The sequence below is a fragment of the Hansschlegelia quercus genome, from assembly GCF_004310425.1.
GTDB lineage: Bacteria > Pseudomonadota > Alphaproteobacteria > Rhizobiales > Methylopilaceae > Methylopila > Methylopila quercus.
Genome location: NZ_SIUB01000002.1, coordinates 121,028 through 134,497, shown reverse-complemented (window position 1 = coordinate 134,497; position 13,470 = coordinate 121,028). Strand labels below are relative to the sequence as shown.

Here is a 13,470-nt window from a genome sequence, read left to right as displayed (position 1 = left end):
ATCAGCTCCGGACGTTCTTGCGGTTGAGGACGCCGACGTCGAACGACGTGGGCTGCTGCGCCTCGTGAGGATGCTCGGCGCCAGCGTAGACACGCAGATTGCCGAGCTGCTTGCGGCCGAGCGGCCCACGCGGGAGCATGCGCTCCACCGCCTTCTCGACTACCCGCTCCGGGAAACGGCCGTCGAGGATCTGGTGCGCCTTGCGCTCCTTGATGCCGCCCGGATAGCCGGTGTGCCAGAAGTAGGACTTGTCTTCCCGCTTCTTGCCTGTGAATGCGACTTCAGCCGCGTTGATGACGATGACGTTGTCGCCATTGTCAACATGAGGCGTGAAGGTGGGCAGGTGCTTGCCGCGGAGACGAAGCGCAATGAGCGATGCGAGACGGCCTACGACGAGGCCCTTCGCGTCGATCACGATCCACTTCTTCTCGACTTCGGCCGGTTTGGCCACGAAAGAGCGGGCCGGCTGGGGTCGCATGAGAAAACCTCGACAGGTGAAAACGTAGACGCAGGGCTAAGGCCCTGCGCGACGAGGGGTTGATAGCCGAAGAGCGGCCGGAAATCAACGGCGCGTTCCAATCAAAAAACAAGCGAAAACAATAGTTTATAAAAAGGGTATCTTGTTACCTCGTCGATAACAGCTGATTTTGCTCGCTCATGGCTGCTTCCTCAGACCCGCGGCGGGATCGAATAGGTCGCGACCACATGCGCGACGCTTTCCGATTGGCCCTCCTGCAGGAGCTCAGCCTCGCCCACCGCCAGCGAGCGGCCGATCTTCATGTATCGGCAGTCGGCCACCAGATCTCGCGGCTCCGGCTTGCGAAGGAAGTTGATGGACAGGTTCGTGGTGACGGCGAGCGGCACAGGCCCGATCGCGCCGAGAAGCGCAACGTAGAGAGCGACGTCGGCGAGCGCCATCATCGAAGGGCCGGAAAGCGTGCCGCCGGGACGCAGATAGCGGTCGTCGAAGTTCAGCCGCATCCGTGCCGTCCCATAACCCACGGTCTCCAGGACGAAGGCGTCGCCGCCACGCGCGAGCTGAGGGAATTCAGCCGTCAGAAACGCCTCCATCTCTAGAAGCGTCATGCGCGGCGCGCGTTCTGCTGCGAGGCGTGGCTTTTCCGTCATGGTCGTGTCCGTTTTCCGGGGCCATAGTCGCGAATCTACAGGACCGCCCAACACCCGGGCGAGGGTCGGGCGTTCGCCGCCAAGCGATCGGACCGTCCTCGTCGATAAGGGCCGCGCGGCGTAGCCCGTCTGTCGGAGGACGTCCATGCCCATCGCCTCGCTTTGCTCGCTGCGTCTCGCGCTCGCCGCTTCCGTCGCCGCGGCCGCGATTCTCGTGTCGCCCGCTGGAGCGCAGGAGAAACCTGCCGAGACGCCCTCTGCCCAGACCGCGCCCTCCGAGACCCCGCCCGCTGGCGCGCAGACCGGCGAGCCGGACGGCGCTGGCGACGTCGAGCCGAAGCAGATCCCGCTGAACGCCAAGCTCGTCGAGCATTTTATCGTCGCCTGGCCGGAATTTGAGGCGCTGCGCGAAAAGCTGCAGGCGGCGAACCCTCAGGCCAAGGACCAGAACCCCAACAACCAACCCGAAAGTGACGAGGCGGAGGTTGGCGAGGCGGAGGATCCGGTCGGCGCCCTGGCCGGCTATCTCGACAAGCCGGAATCGAAGGCGCAGATCGAGGCGATCCTCAAGAAGCACGAGTTTGCGACGTACGCCGAGTGGGCGGACGTCGCGCAGTCGGTGCTGCTCGCCTTCGGCGCGAGCGATCCCGACGGCGGGGAGACGGATCTCGGCGCGGAAAAGAAGAAGGTTCAGGGCGAGATCGAAAGCGACGCCGCGCTTTCCGACGATGAGAAGAAGAGCGCTCTCAAGGATCTCGACGAGCAGTTCGCCGCGCTCGAGAGCTTCCAGCCGCTGCCGGGCAACGTCGAGGCGGTGAAACCGTATCTGCCGAAGATCAAGCAGCTGTTCGGCGACGACAGCCAGAACTGAGGCCATGGCTCCCCTCGCCTACTCCGACGACCTCATTCGCGACGTGCTGACGGGCGTTCGCACGATCGCGGTGGTCGGCGCGAGCCCGAAGCCGGAGCGGGCGAGCTTCTATGTCGCACGCTTCCTTGCGGAACGCGGCTACGAGGTATTCGCCGTCAACCCCGGACACGCCGGCGCGCGGATCGCGGGACTGCCGACCTTCGCGCGCCTCGGCGACATTCCCCAGGCGATCGACATGGTCGATGTCTTCCGCGCCTCCGAACATGTCGGGACGGTCGTCGAGGAGGCGCTCGCCCTTGGCCCGAGGCCGAAGGTGATCTGGACTCAGTTGGACGTCCGCGACGACGCGGCGGCGGCCCGCGCCGAGGCCGAAGGCGTTACGGTGATCATGGACCGTTGCCCAAAGATCGAGATCGCACGGCTGGGGCTCTGAAGGAGCTCGGCGAACTTACTCTGCAGGCTGAGCGGCGGGGCTGAAACCGGCCGCTTTCCTCGGCCGGCGCGCCGCAATCCACGCCAGCGACGCGTTCACGACCGCGAGGCCGAGAACTAACACGGCGCCGAACTGATGAGCGAGGCCAAGCTCCAGCGGCACCGCCATCAGCAGCGCGGCGATCCCGAGACCGGCCTGCGCGAGCATCAGCGCCATAAGCGCATGCGCCCTCCCCGTCGCCCCCGGTGACAGCCGCGCCCGCGTTACGGCGATTGCATAGAGGACGGCGCCGGCGAGCAGGAGATAAGCGCCGAGCCGATGGTTCAGTTGCACCAGCGCGACGTTGTCGACGAAGTTCTCCCACCACGGCTTGACGCTGAAGAGCACGAAGAGCGGGGGCGCGAAGCCGCCATCCATGTCCGGCCAGGTGTTGTAGCCGAAGCCGGCGCGCGAGCCGGCGACGAGCCCGCCCAGCAGGATCTGCGCGAGGGAGCCGGCGAGCAGCGCGTAGGCTCCAGCCCGCAGGCCCGGAGTCAGCGCCGCGCGGTCGCGACCGAAGCGGCCGAGATAGGCGAGGAAGACCAGCAGCGAGGACAGGAACAGCAGCGCAAAGCCGAGATGGAGCGTAAGCTTCACGGGAGCGACCGCCGTCATGCCGGGCTGGAGACCGGACGCCACCATGATCCACCCCACCAGGCCCTGCGTCCCAAGCAGGAGCCCCATGCCGAACAGCGCAAAGCCCTCTCGCAGCGACACGCGTCGGGTCAGCGCGGCGATCGCAAGGCCGCCGGCGAATACCAGGCCGATCAGCCTCCCGAGCTGGCGGTGACCCCATTCCCACCAATAGATGAACTGGAAGTCGCCGAGCGACATGCCCTCGTTCTGCAGCCGGTATTGCGGGCTCTCACGGTACTTCGCGAACTCGGTCGCCCACGCCGCTTCGCCGATCGGCGGGATCGCGCCGGTGACGGGCCGCCACTCGGTGATGGAGAGGCCGGAACCCGTCAGGCGCGTCGCGCCGCCGACGACGACCATCAACGAGACCAGCAGCACGGTCGTCCAGAGCCAGGCTGCGAGGAAGCGGCGGCGGGGGAAGGTCTCGGTCACGGGCGTCTCAATCCAAGCGACGGAGAGGTTGATCCGTCGACCGCCAGCGCTTTAAGTCCGGCTTGCGGCGCGCACAAGGCGGCGCGACGTCCCTCCCGGAGCTTGCCTTGCGGCCGCGCGTAAAAAAACTCATCGGAATGGTCGTGCTCGTCGTCGGCGTCACGTCCTACGCGCTGATCGTGATGCTCGTCGGCCAGTTCGGTTTCGCGCGTTCCGGCGCGCTGGCGCAACTCGCCTTCTTCGCGTTTTTTGGACTGATCTGGATCGTGCCGGCGGGTCTTCTCATCCGCTGGATGGAGCGGGTCGAGCGGCCCCGCTGATCAGGCGGCGTTTCGCAGCCGCCGCGCTGCGTCCGTCAGAAAGAAGGGCGCGCCGGAGAGCAGGGCGTCGACCGCCGCCCTCGTCTGAAAAAGGCCGTTCAGCGACACCCGCGGCAGCGCCGTTGGATTTGCCGCATGAGCTGCGGTGAGATGGCCCGGCATGGTCGTCACCGCGGTCTCGAAGTCGAGCTCGGCCGCGAGCGCGAACTCACGGGGCCCTGCGGCGTCTGGGTTGCCGACGGGATAGGCGAAGTGTCGGGCGTCAATCGCGAGTTTTTCGCGGATGGCGCGACGGCTTTCCGCCATTTCGGCCCAGGCGACATCCTCCGGATGCTTCGCAAGCATCGGATGCGTCACGGTGTGGGCGCCGATCTCGACCAGCGGGTCCTCCGCCAGCTCCGCGAGTTCGTCCCAGCGCATGCAGAGATCGCGCGAGAAGGCGCCGAGATCGACGCCTTGCCCGGTCGCCAACCGGTCGATCTCGGCGCGCATCGCCTCCTCGGGGCCAGAACGAAGCCTCCAGTAGATCCGGTCCCACGCCGCTCGCTTCTCGGCGACCGAGGCCGTCCTGATCTCCTCCGCGCCGTCGGCGAAGCGGACTGTCAGGCTGTCGGCCCGAGCGATCGCCTGCTCGAGCGCGAGCCACCACATGCCGGCGTTTCCGTCCGCAAACCCTGACGCGATGTAGAGCGTCCCCGGCGCGCCGTGGCGGCGCATGATCGGCAGCGCAAAGTCGCGTACGTCGCGATAGCCGTCGTCATAGGTGAGATGAAGAAAAGGCTTCGCGGAGGCGCCTTGGCGCACCCGCCGCCACGCCTCGTCCAACGTGACAAACTCGAAGCCAAGCCGGCGCGCCCGCGCCAGCGTCAGGTCCAGAAAGGCCGGCTCGACCTCGAGCAGCCGATTGGGCGCGAACTCGCCGCCGGCGAAAGGGCGAACGTGATGCAGCGTCAGGATCAGCCCAAGGCCGCGCGCACGGGAGACGAGCAGACGGTTCGCGCCGCTGAGGTCGAGCGCCACGAAAGCCGCTCGAAAAAGGCGCGTCCGCCTGTCGGTCATCGAGCCGCCCTAATTCTCGTCCGCACGGAGCTTCGGTCAAGAAGGTAAATGAAAGCTTTCATCACAGCCGCTCATTCATAGACAATACCCGGCGTATTAGCTTCAAACGCGCTCAAAGCTACGAAAGCATCAAATTCTACAACGCTTTTTAGATGTCTCGCTTCACCGAATGTAGATTATTCCGGATCATAGTCTCCGCTTGCCGGGCTTTGAGCCCGCCGGTCTTGGCGAGTTGTGACGATTGCGATGCTGAAAGGGCTGCGACGGCGCTTCAAAGCCGAAGAGGACGGCGTGACAGCGGTCGAGTTCGCTCTGATCGCGCCCGTATTGATGTTCTTCATCATGGGCATATGCGAGATGGGCCTGATGGCCGGAGCCCAGAACATCCTGGACGGCGCAGCTTTCGCAGCTTCGCGAGCGGGCAAGACCGGCTACGTCGCCACAAGCAAGACGCAGCAGCAGATGATCACAGCCGCAGTGACCAAGATCGTCGGTTCATATCTCAACCCGTCGAAAATCGTCGTAACGAGCCTGTCCTACAGTGATTTCAGCAATGTCGGTCAGCCGGAGCCCTATACGGACACCAACAAGAACGGCAAGCGAGACGCTGGTGAATCCTTCATTGACGTAAATGGCAACGGCGCCTGGGACTCCGATCAGGGCAAGTCCGGTTACGGCGCCGCGGGCGAGATCGTCCTCTACACGCTGACCTATAACTGGAGCCTGTTCACCCCGATGATGAGCAAGCTCGTGGGCAGCGGCGGCATCGTCCCGCTGAAGGCGCGCGTTGTCGTGCGGAACGAGCCTTACGGATGAAGAACCCTCTCCTCAGCTTGATGCGCAGGTTCAGGCGGTCCGAAGATGGCGTAGCCGCAATCGAGCTCGCCCTGTTCTCACCGCTCCTCGCCCTCCTCCTGCTCGGCGGCTACGACCTCGCGCGTTACGAATCGATTAGGGCGAACGTTGATCGCGTCGGCTTTTCCGTCGCCGACGTGACCTCCCAGTATAAAGAGCTGAACAATGACGCGATGGCGCTGATTTTCAAAGCGACTGGCGCCAGTATGCCGAGCTATACGTCGGGCGCTAACGGCGTAACCATACTTACGTCTGTCTATCTTGATGCGAGCAACGTCGCCCGCGTGAAGTGGCAATGCTACAGTTCGGCAGGCTCGGCATGGAAAAGTAAGTTCGGAACGGAAGGTCAGGTAGCCGCCGTGCCCTCCGGCTTACTCGCAGACACCAAAGACAACATTATGGTTGCAGAGGTGTACTATCGCTTTGATCCGATCTTTAACAAGTTTTTGCAAGGCAGCCAGACGATCTACATCGCGTCGATGTACCGGCCGCGGCTTGGATCACTGACGACAAAGCCAACGGGCACAGCATGTCTTTAGGACATCTAGTCTCCCGCTTCGCACGGTCGCGCGAGGGCGCCGTCGCTCCGCTGCTCGGCATCCTGATCATCGTTCTGATCGGCTGCATGGGCTTGGCGATCGACGTCGGCCGCGGGGAGATCGTCAAGGCGAAGCTCGTGAACGCGCTCGACGCGGCCGGACTCGCCGTCGGCGCCCGCACCGCGACGACCGATTATTCGGCGGACGCTCGCAAGTTCGTCGACGCCAACTTCAAGATCGGCATAGCCGGGGCCACCATCACGTCGGTCACGGCGACGCCAAGCGCGGACAAGAGCACCATCACGCTGACCGCGACCGCGACGCTTCCGACGACGCTCATGCGGATCCTTGGTCCAACCACCATGACGGTTAGCCACACGTCCGAGGTCACGCGGAAATCCGCGGGCCTCGAGGTTGTGCTCGTCCTCGACAACACGGGGTCGATGGACAACAGCGGCAGCATGCCCACGCTCAAGGACTCCGCGAACAGCCTGATGAACACGCTGTTCGGATCCAGCACGACCGGCGACAACCTGTATGTCGGCCTCGTGCCGTTCTCCCAGACCGTGAATGTGGGAACGACGCGAACATCGTGGATGAAGGGCAGCAAGCCGAGCAACTGGAGCGGCTGCGTGATGGCGCGCTACCAGAACAGCCAAGATCAAACCGACGACGTTCCATCAACGACCGCCACTCAGTTTGAATACTACAAATATCCAAACCCGTACTCGAGCTATTACGAATCGTATTGGGCAGCGATCGGAGGCTACAACACCTATTGCCCGCAGACGGTGACGCCTCTCACGAACCAGAAGGCGACCGTCACCAGCGCCATCAACGCGATGACGGCGGACGGCAACACGCACATCAACCTGGGAGCGGTCTGGGGGTGGCGCATGATCTCGCCGAAGTGGCGGGGATATTGGGGCAGTTCGACCCTGCCGCTCGATTACGGCACGGCGAATATGAGCAAGGCCGTGATCATCATGACGGACGGCGATAACACCATGAGCAACGGCGTCTATACGGCCTACGGCGATCTGAGTGACGGCAGGCTGGGCACCACAAGCTCCTCCGCCGCGGAAAACGTGCTCGACACGCGGCTGACCGCCGTCTGCACCAAGATGAAAACCGCGGGGATCACGGTCTACACGGTAGCCTTCAGCAATCCTGGCTCATCCACCAAAACGATGCTGCAGAACTGCGCGACATCGACGGCCTTCTATTTCGACGCCGGCAACAAGGCTTCGCTGATCGCAGCCTTCCAAGCGATCGGCGATTCGCTCTCGAACCTTCGTGTCAGCAAGTGAGCCCGATGAGTTCACCCAACGCTTCGGCTATTTCTTTCGCGGAAGAGCCCGCCATGGCCTGGTCCGGCGACTTTGCATCGCCTGCTCTCACGACAGCGTCTTCCCCTGCATCTGGGCGGGCGTTCGCCTCGATCGAGCTTTATCGCAGCGTCGATTCCGCATGGCGCGAGTGGGCTGCGCTCGCGCCCGACGCTATGGGCTCCGCCTACCAGACTCCGGGCTTCGTCGGCGCCTGGATGGCGAACGCGGCGGCGCCGGACGGCCTTGCGCCGCTGATCGTCGCCGCGCGAGACGCTCATGGCCGCATGGTCGCGCTGCTGCCGCTCAGCCTCCGGAGCCGTTTCGGCGTCACGACCGCCTCGTTCGCTGGCGGAAGCCACTCGAACTACAACATGCCGCTGATCCGTAGCGACGCGCTCGACGGCTTCACCGCTGAGGAATGCGCGCGTCTGCTGGAGGAGGCGGGGGCGGCCGCTGGGGTCGATCTGTTCGCTCTGGAGAACCAGCCCGAGACATGGCAAGGCGCAGCTAACCCCTTCGCTCTGCTGTCCGGCCAGCCGTCCCCTGCACCCGCCTTCTGCGGCCCGCTTTCGCCAGATGTGGAGGAATATTTCAGCCGCCTGTTTTCGACCAAGACCCGGTCCAAGCAGCGGCGCAAGATGCGTCGCTTCGAAGAAATCGGCGCCGCCCGGATCTACCGCGCCGAAACCCGCCAGGAGCGCCAGAAGCTGCTCGACGCGTTCCTTGCGCAGAAGGGGCGGCAGTTCGCGGAACGAGGCATCGCCGACGTGTTCGCGCGGCCGGGCGTGCGGGACTTTCTCGCCGAGGCGGCGGGCCTCAACGGCGCCGCTCCCGCCATGGACATCTATGGTTTTGACCTCGACGGCGAAACGATTGCGGTGACCGGCGGGTTCGGCGCCAACGGCCGCTACAGCAACATGATCATTTCGATCACTTCGGGCGAGCACTCAAAATACAGCCCGGGTGAGATGCTGCTGAACTTCCTCGTCGAGGACCTGATCCTCCGGGGGTTCCACACCTTCGATCTCGGCGTCGGCGTCGCGGGATACAAGCTGTCCTATTGCCCGAACGAGGAGACGCTGCGCGACGTGTTCTTCCCCGTTACCGCGAAAGGCCGCGCGGCGGGCGCCGCTGCGGCGGCCCTGCGAGCCGCAAAGAGCTGGGCCAAGAACGACGAGCGCGTCTACGCCGTCATCGAAAAGCTCAGGGCGCTGAAGAGCCGCAGCGCCCGTCCGGCCTCCGACGGTTCAGCCGACTGACCCTCGCCGCTCAGGCGGCGAGGGACTTGTCGTTCGGCGAACCGCCGCCGTCGTTCACCAGCAGAACCACCACGTCCTCGACGCCCGCGCCGCGTAGCCGCTCATGCGCGTCGACGGTTACGAAGTCGGATGCGCCGGCGTTCGAGATCAGCACCGCGGCCGCGCAGTGGCTGGCGAAAAGATCCGCCCGGCCGGCGCCGCTCGGCGCGGTCAGGATGACGAAGTCGTAGGTCAGAGCGAGCGCTTCGAGCACCACGCCAAGCCGCCCCTGCGCACTGGCGTCGAGCGAGGCGAAGCTTTGATCGCCGCGTGGCACCAGGTGGACGCGTGAGCCCGGGTCGCGGTGGATCGCCTGCGCGAACGTCGCCTCGCCCGTCAGCAGTTCGGCGAGGCCCGTCAGCGCACCCTGTCCGAGGCCGCCGCCGACGTCGACCGCGATCACGCGTCGCCCGAAAGAGGAGATCGTCGATGCGAGCTCGGACGCCACGCCGCGGGTCTCGAGCCCCTCGGCCGCCCCGGTCATCACGATGCGCAGCGCGCCAGGGCCAGACGGCATCGACGCCAGTTGGCGCGCGAGAGCGGAAACGAGCGTGGCGTCGACGCACTCCATATCGACCGAATGTTCGATATTGTCAGGCGCGCCCGATGATGTCGCGGCTTCCGCAGCGGCGGCTGCGATGATTCCGGTCGCAGCGGCGCTCATGGGGGGAGCGGAAGCGTCGACGGCCTCCTCTTCCGTCGCCTTGACTGGCTCGGAAGAGTCGTCAGACGCAGTCTCCTCTTCACTCACAGGACTTGAGGGATCGCTCGCCAAGACGACCGGCTCTTCGCCCGATGGCTCGCGGTCCGCTTCCACGGCCGTCTCCGCCAGCTCGGTCGGCGCCGGCCTGTCCGGCGCCACCACGACCGATTCGGAGGTCGTCTCCGCGACCGAGGGTTCGGCGACCGGCTCAGGATCGGCCGGAGCGGTCTCGGTCGACGTCTCGGAGGGCTTCAGGACGGCCGCTGTCGCCAGGCCTGTCGCAAAAGCTGCGGCGGGCGCGACCGAGCGATCAATCTCGCGCTCACGCCCGACTGGCGCGCGGTCCGGCTGCTGAGGCGCAGCAGGCGCGGGTTGAACAGGCTCGTGACGTTGCGCGACGGCGACGGCCACCGGGGGCGCGACATCGCCATCGTCGTAGCGGCGTATGCTGCCGCCGCCGAAGATTTCGGCCACGGCTGCCGCGAACAGCGACAGCACGAAGGCGCCGAGCGTCGCGAGCAATACCGTCGGGCCCTTCTTCGGGAAGTAAGGCTCAGTCGCAGCCGCGCCGCGCGAGATGACGCGAGCGTCCGCGAGCAGCGCTTCGGGATTGTCGCGCGCGGTCGCCTCGCGATAGCGGGTCAGCATCTGTTCGAGCAAATCACGCTGCGAGCGGGCTTCGCGTTCGAGCGCGCGGAGTTCGACGTCCTGGCCGTTCGCGGCGGAAGCCGACTTCTTCAGCAGTTCGAGTTGCTTGGTCAGCGCCTCCACCCGCGCCCCGGCGGTGCGGGCGTCGTTCTCGAAGGCGCGGGCGAAGTTCGCGGCCTCGATGCGGATCTGCTGATCGAGACCCGCCATCTGCGCCGAGAGCTCTCGCATACGCGGGTGCTGGGGCAGCAGGGTGCGACCTTCGCTCGCGATCTGCGCCGCGAGCTGCGAGCGCTGCTGCGAAAGCGCACGTACGAGTTCAGAATTCGCGATCTCGAGGGCCTCGGCAGGTCGCCCCTGACGCATCACGGAGCGGATCATCTCCGCCTTGGCCTGGGCTTCCGCCTGCTGCGTGCGGGCGGTCGAAAGCTGGATGGTGGTGTCGCCGAGCTGCTGGGCCGCGACCGTGGTGTTGTTGGTGCCGACGAGCAGGCCGGCTTCCGCGCGGAAAGCCTCGACGCGTCCTTCGGCCACCGAGACGCGATCGCGGAGATTGGCGATCTCCTCGCCGAGATATTGGCTCGCCTGCCGGTTGGATTCGCGCTTGGCGTCGCGCTGGATGGCGAGATAGGCGTCGATGAAGCCGTTGACGACCTTCGCCGCCAGATCCGCGTCACGCGCTGCGAATTCGACGCCTACGACGCGGGTTCCAACCACGGGATAGACGGACAGGCCGCCCGCGACCTTGTCCACGACCCGCTCGTTGAAGGGCAGGTCTTTCCGCGGGCCGGCAAGACCGGTCAGACGCAGCAGCTTGCTGAACAGGGATTCGTGGCTTTCCGCGAACTCGGGATCGGAGCTGAGATTGAGGTTCTTCACCACCGTGCGCACGAGGTCGCGCGACTGGATGAGCTGAACCTGGCTCGCCACCGCCTGCTCGTCAGGGAGCGGCGCGGCCGCCTCTCCGCCGGCGCGCGGCGCGCCGCCTTCGCGGTTCTCGATGAGGACAAGCGCGCTTGACCGGTAATACGGCGCGGTCAGCTGGACGAACAGGACCGCGGCGATCGCGACAAGCAGCGTGGGTAGCAGGATCCACCGCTTCCGACGCCACATGCCACGGCCGAGGACGCGCAGGTCGATCTCGCCCTGGGCGGGACGATCGTCCTCTTCGCGATGATGATTCCGCGGCGCCATGACGTGCCCTCGACTCTCGCATTCAAGCGTACTTGTCGGGAAGAAAGCATGATCATGGTTGCCGCAGGGTTAACCGACTGCAATCAGCAAAAAGCGCCTAAAACGCATTGTTAACCGTGTTTCGATTACGTGAACGTCGTCTTTGATCGTCAGGGCACGCCGTCATGAGATCGTTCCGATCATTCACCGTTCTCGCGGTCGTCGCGACCCTCGCAGGGTGCGCGGGGCCGCGGGCGGTTCCGCCGCAGCTGGCGGCGGCTTTTGACGAGCCGTACGTGCTGGCGAGCGGCGACAAGCTGCGGGTCAACGTATTCGGCCAGCAGAATCTTTCGAACAGCTACGCCGTCGAGCCAGACGGCAGCATCGCGATGCCGCTGGTCGGCCGCTACAAGGTCGACGGCAAGACCTCTGATCAGGTCCGCGCGGGCCTTGAGGCGAAGCTGAAGAGCGGCTTCCTGCGCGATCCCAACGTATCGGTCGAAATCGAGTCGTATCGGCCCTTCTTCATTCTTGGGGAAGTCACCACCGCCGGCCAATATCCTTACGTCGCCGGCATGACTGCGCAGAACGCCGTCGCCATCGCGAGCGGGTTCACGCCTCGCGCAACGCGGGATCGCGTGGAGATCACGCGTCGGCTGAGCGACCGCGTCTACAAGGCGGAAGTCCCTCTGACTTATCCGATCCGGCCCGGCGACACGATCACCGTGCAGGAACGCTGGTTTTAAGCGCCTCCCGACGAGCAGCTCCAACAGGTCTCGGCGCGCGCGCCACGCGTCGAGGGAAGCAAGTTAGATGATCGACGACGAGGTTCTGCGGATCGTTCATCTGGTGCGGTCGCCCATCGGCGGCATCTTCCGCCATATCGCCGATCTCATTGTCGCCCAGTCGGCCGCCGGACATCAGGTCGGCCTTGTCTGCGACAGCCTCACAGGGGGGCCGTTCGAGGCGGCGCGAATCGAAAGCCTCGCGCCCCATCTCGCGCTAGGCTCGGTGCGGCTGCCGATCGCACGGCAGATCGGCCCGTCGGACATGCGCGCTATATCGCGTGTCCGCGACATCCTGGAGCCGCTGAAGCCGGACATCGTGCACTGCCATGGGGCCAAGGGCGGCGCATTCGGCCGCGTGGTCGGAACGTGGCTCGGGCGTTCGCGGCCCGTCGCGCGTTTCTATGCGCCGCACGGCGGCAGCCTCCATTACGATCCCAAATCAATCGCTGGCCGGTTCTTTTTTCAGATCGAGCGTGCGCTGGAGCGGCTCACCGAGTCCCTCGTCCACGTCAGCGCCTATGAGCAGCAGACCTACGCGAACGTCGTTGGCCGTCCGCGCTGTCCAGCGATCGTCATCCGCAATGGCCTGCGGCCCGACGAATTCGAGCCGATCGAGCCCGCCGAGGACGCTCGTGACTTCCTCTACATGGGCATGCTGCGCGATCTGAAGGGCGTCGACGTCTTCATCGAAGCGATCGCCATCCTCGCCCAGTCCGACCGGCCGGCGACCGCGATGATCGTCGGCGACGGCCCCGATGAGGAGCGCTATCGCGCGATGGTGATCGAGAAGAATCTCGGTCGCCTCGTCTCCTTTCAGCCGTCCACCCCGACGCGCGAGGCGTTCCGGCTCGGCCGCACGCTGGTCGTGCCGTCGCGCGCCGAATCCATGCCCTACGTCGTGCTCGAGGCGATCGCCGCGCGGCTCCCGATCGTGGCGACGCGCGTCGGCGGCATTCCCGAGATCTTCGGACCCTACGCCGACGAACTGGCGCCTCCAGGCGATCCGCGGGCCCTCGCCGCTGCGATGGCCGCGTCCGCGGCCGACCGGAACGCCGCCCTCGCCGCCGCCGAAAGCCGGCGCAGGCATATCTCCAGCGAGTTCTCGCTGTCCGAGATGTCGTCGCGGATCGAGAGCGTCTACCGCATGACAATCGCGCGAATGCGCGGCCGCGGCTGACCCCGTGCGTAAAAGGTTGTTGGGAGTTTGAGACTACACC

General features: G+C 65.5%; 14 protein-coding genes. 9 read left to right on the top strand and 5 right to left on the bottom strand.

The window, feature by feature from the left end:
• Position 1 precedes the first annotated feature (1 nt).
• A complete protein-coding gene (gene rplM, locus EYR15_RS04680; protein WP_131001746.1) occupies positions 2 to 478 on the bottom strand; it encodes a 50S ribosomal protein L13 in 477 nt (158 codons plus the stop codon).
• Between the two features lie 191 nt (positions 479 to 669).
• Positions 670 to 1,128: a PaaI family thioesterase gene (locus tag EYR15_RS04675; RefSeq protein ID WP_382238788.1), complete on the bottom strand. Its 459-nt coding sequence runs from the start codon at positions 1,126 to 1,128 to the stop codon at positions 670 to 672.
• A 145-nt stretch (positions 1,129 to 1,273) separates the two neighbouring features.
• On the opposite strand from EYR15_RS04675, the gene EYR15_RS04670 reads away from it, so the two are divergent.
• Both EYR15_RS04670 and EYR15_RS04665 read left to right on the top strand, forming a co-directional pair.
• Positions 1,274 to 1,999: a hypothetical protein gene (locus EYR15_RS04670; protein ID WP_245498151.1), complete on the top strand. Its 726-nt coding sequence runs from the start codon at positions 1,274 to 1,276 to the stop codon at positions 1,997 to 1,999.
• A 4-nt stretch (positions 2,000 to 2,003) separates the two neighbouring features.
• A complete protein-coding gene (locus tag EYR15_RS04665) occupies positions 2,004 to 2,432 on the top strand; it encodes a CoA-binding protein (protein ID WP_131001745.1) in 429 nt (142 codons plus the stop codon).
• A 15-nt stretch (positions 2,433 to 2,447) separates the two neighbouring features.
• Here the strand turns inward: EYR15_RS04665 and EYR15_RS04660 are convergent, their stop codons facing one another.
• Positions 2,448 to 3,539, bottom strand: a complete 1,092-nt coding sequence (locus EYR15_RS04660; protein ID WP_245498150.1) for a COX15/CtaA family protein — start codon at positions 3,537 to 3,539, stop codon at positions 2,448 to 2,450.
• 107 nt (positions 3,540 to 3,646) lie between these two features.
• On the opposite strand from EYR15_RS04660, the gene EYR15_RS04655 reads away from it, so the two are divergent.
• Positions 3,647 to 3,859 (top strand): DUF2842 domain-containing protein, encoded by a 213-nt coding sequence (locus tag EYR15_RS04655; RefSeq protein ID WP_131001744.1) that lies wholly within the window; start codon positions 3,647 to 3,649, stop codon positions 3,857 to 3,859.
• Here EYR15_RS04655 and EYR15_RS04650 read toward each other — a convergent pair whose 3' ends face one another.
• On the bottom strand, positions 3,860 to 4,918 hold the full coding sequence (locus EYR15_RS04650) for a polysaccharide deacetylase family protein (protein WP_131001743.1): 1,059 nt from the start codon (positions 4,916 to 4,918) through the stop codon (positions 3,860 to 3,862).
• Positions 4,919 to 5,209: 291 nt separating this feature from the next.
• On the opposite strand from EYR15_RS04650, the gene EYR15_RS04645 reads away from it, so the two are divergent.
• The 4 genes from EYR15_RS04645 to EYR15_RS04630 are packed head-to-tail and all read left to right on the top strand — an operon-like array spanning position 5,210 to position 8,902.
• On the top strand, positions 5,210 to 5,734 hold the full coding sequence (locus EYR15_RS04645; RefSeq protein ID WP_245498149.1) for a TadE family protein: 525 nt from the start codon (positions 5,210 to 5,212) through the stop codon (positions 5,732 to 5,734).
• On the top strand, positions 5,731 to 6,312 hold the full coding sequence (locus EYR15_RS04640) for a pilus assembly protein (RefSeq protein WP_131001741.1): 582 nt from the start codon (positions 5,731 to 5,733) through the stop codon (positions 6,310 to 6,312). The genes EYR15_RS04645 and EYR15_RS04640 overlap by 4 nt, the downstream gene beginning before the upstream one ends.
• Positions 6,303 to 7,622, top strand: a complete 1,320-nt coding sequence (locus tag EYR15_RS04635) for a pilus assembly protein TadG-related protein (RefSeq protein WP_131001740.1) — start codon at positions 6,303 to 6,305, stop codon at positions 7,620 to 7,622. Before EYR15_RS04640 ends, EYR15_RS04635 begins: the two co-directional genes overlap by 10 nt.
• A gap of 53 nt (positions 7,623 to 7,675) precedes the next feature.
• Positions 7,676 to 8,902, top strand: a complete 1,227-nt coding sequence (locus EYR15_RS04630) for a GNAT family N-acetyltransferase (RefSeq protein WP_165455424.1) — start codon at positions 7,676 to 7,678, stop codon at positions 8,900 to 8,902.
• A 10-nt stretch (positions 8,903 to 8,912) separates the two neighbouring features.
• Here the strand turns inward: EYR15_RS04630 and EYR15_RS04625 are convergent, their stop codons facing one another.
• Positions 8,913 to 11,486 (bottom strand): exopolysaccharide transport family protein, encoded by a 2,574-nt coding sequence (locus tag EYR15_RS04625; RefSeq protein WP_131001738.1) that lies wholly within the window; start codon positions 11,484 to 11,486, stop codon positions 8,913 to 8,915.
• A gap of 164 nt (positions 11,487 to 11,650) precedes the next feature.
• Here EYR15_RS04625 and EYR15_RS04620 point away from each other — a divergent pair, with 164 nt between their 5' ends.
• Together EYR15_RS04620 and EYR15_RS04615 are read left to right on the top strand one after the other, a co-directional pair.
• Complete coding sequence (locus EYR15_RS04620) at positions 11,651 to 12,211, top strand: polysaccharide biosynthesis/export family protein (protein WP_131001737.1); 561 nt, start codon at positions 11,651 to 11,653, stop codon at positions 12,209 to 12,211.
• 67 nt (positions 12,212 to 12,278) lie between these two features.
• The gene (locus tag EYR15_RS04615; RefSeq protein WP_131001736.1) at positions 12,279 to 13,430 is read left to right on the top strand and encodes a glycosyltransferase family 4 protein; all 1,152 of its coding nucleotides are present in this window, start codon (positions 12,279 to 12,281) and stop codon (positions 13,428 to 13,430) included.
• Positions 13,431 to 13,470: the final 40 nt, after the last annotated feature.

Excerpts from the sequence above, each read along its gene's own strand:
- rplM (WP_131001746.1), bottom strand. The coding sequence starts at position 478 with ATGCGACCCCAGCCGGCCCGCTCTTTCGTGGCCAAACCGGCCGAAGTC.
- EYR15_RS04625 (WP_131001738.1), bottom strand. The coding sequence starts at position 11,486 with ATGGCGCCGCGGAATCATCATCGCGAAGAGGACGATCGTCCCGCCCAG.
- EYR15_RS04640 (WP_131001741.1), top strand. The coding sequence starts at position 5,731 with ATGAAGAACCCTCTCCTCAGCTTGATGCGCAGGTTCAGGCGGTCCGAA.
- EYR15_RS04675 (WP_382238788.1), bottom strand. The coding sequence starts at position 1,128 with ATGACGGAAAAGCCACGCCTCGCAGCAGAACGCGCGCCGCGCATGACG.
- EYR15_RS04630 (WP_165455424.1), top strand. The coding sequence starts at position 7,676 with ATGGCCTGGTCCGGCGACTTTGCATCGCCTGCTCTCACGACAGCGTCT.
- EYR15_RS04620 (WP_131001737.1), top strand. The coding sequence starts at position 11,651 with ATGAGATCGTTCCGATCATTCACCGTTCTCGCGGTCGTCGCGACCCTC.
- EYR15_RS04615 (WP_131001736.1), top strand. The coding sequence starts at position 12,279 with ATGATCGACGACGAGGTTCTGCGGATCGTTCATCTGGTGCGGTCGCCC.
- EYR15_RS04635 (WP_131001740.1), top strand. The coding sequence starts at position 6,303 with ATGTCTTTAGGACATCTAGTCTCCCGCTTCGCACGGTCGCGCGAGGGC.
- EYR15_RS04650 (WP_131001743.1), bottom strand. The coding sequence starts at position 4,918 with ATGACCGACAGGCGGACGCGCCTTTTTCGAGCGGCTTTCGTGGCGCTC.
- EYR15_RS04670 (WP_245498151.1), top strand. The coding sequence starts at position 1,274 with ATGCCCATCGCCTCGCTTTGCTCGCTGCGTCTCGCGCTCGCCGCTTCC.
- EYR15_RS04665 (WP_131001745.1), top strand. The coding sequence starts at position 2,004 with ATGGCTCCCCTCGCCTACTCCGACGACCTCATTCGCGACGTGCTGACG.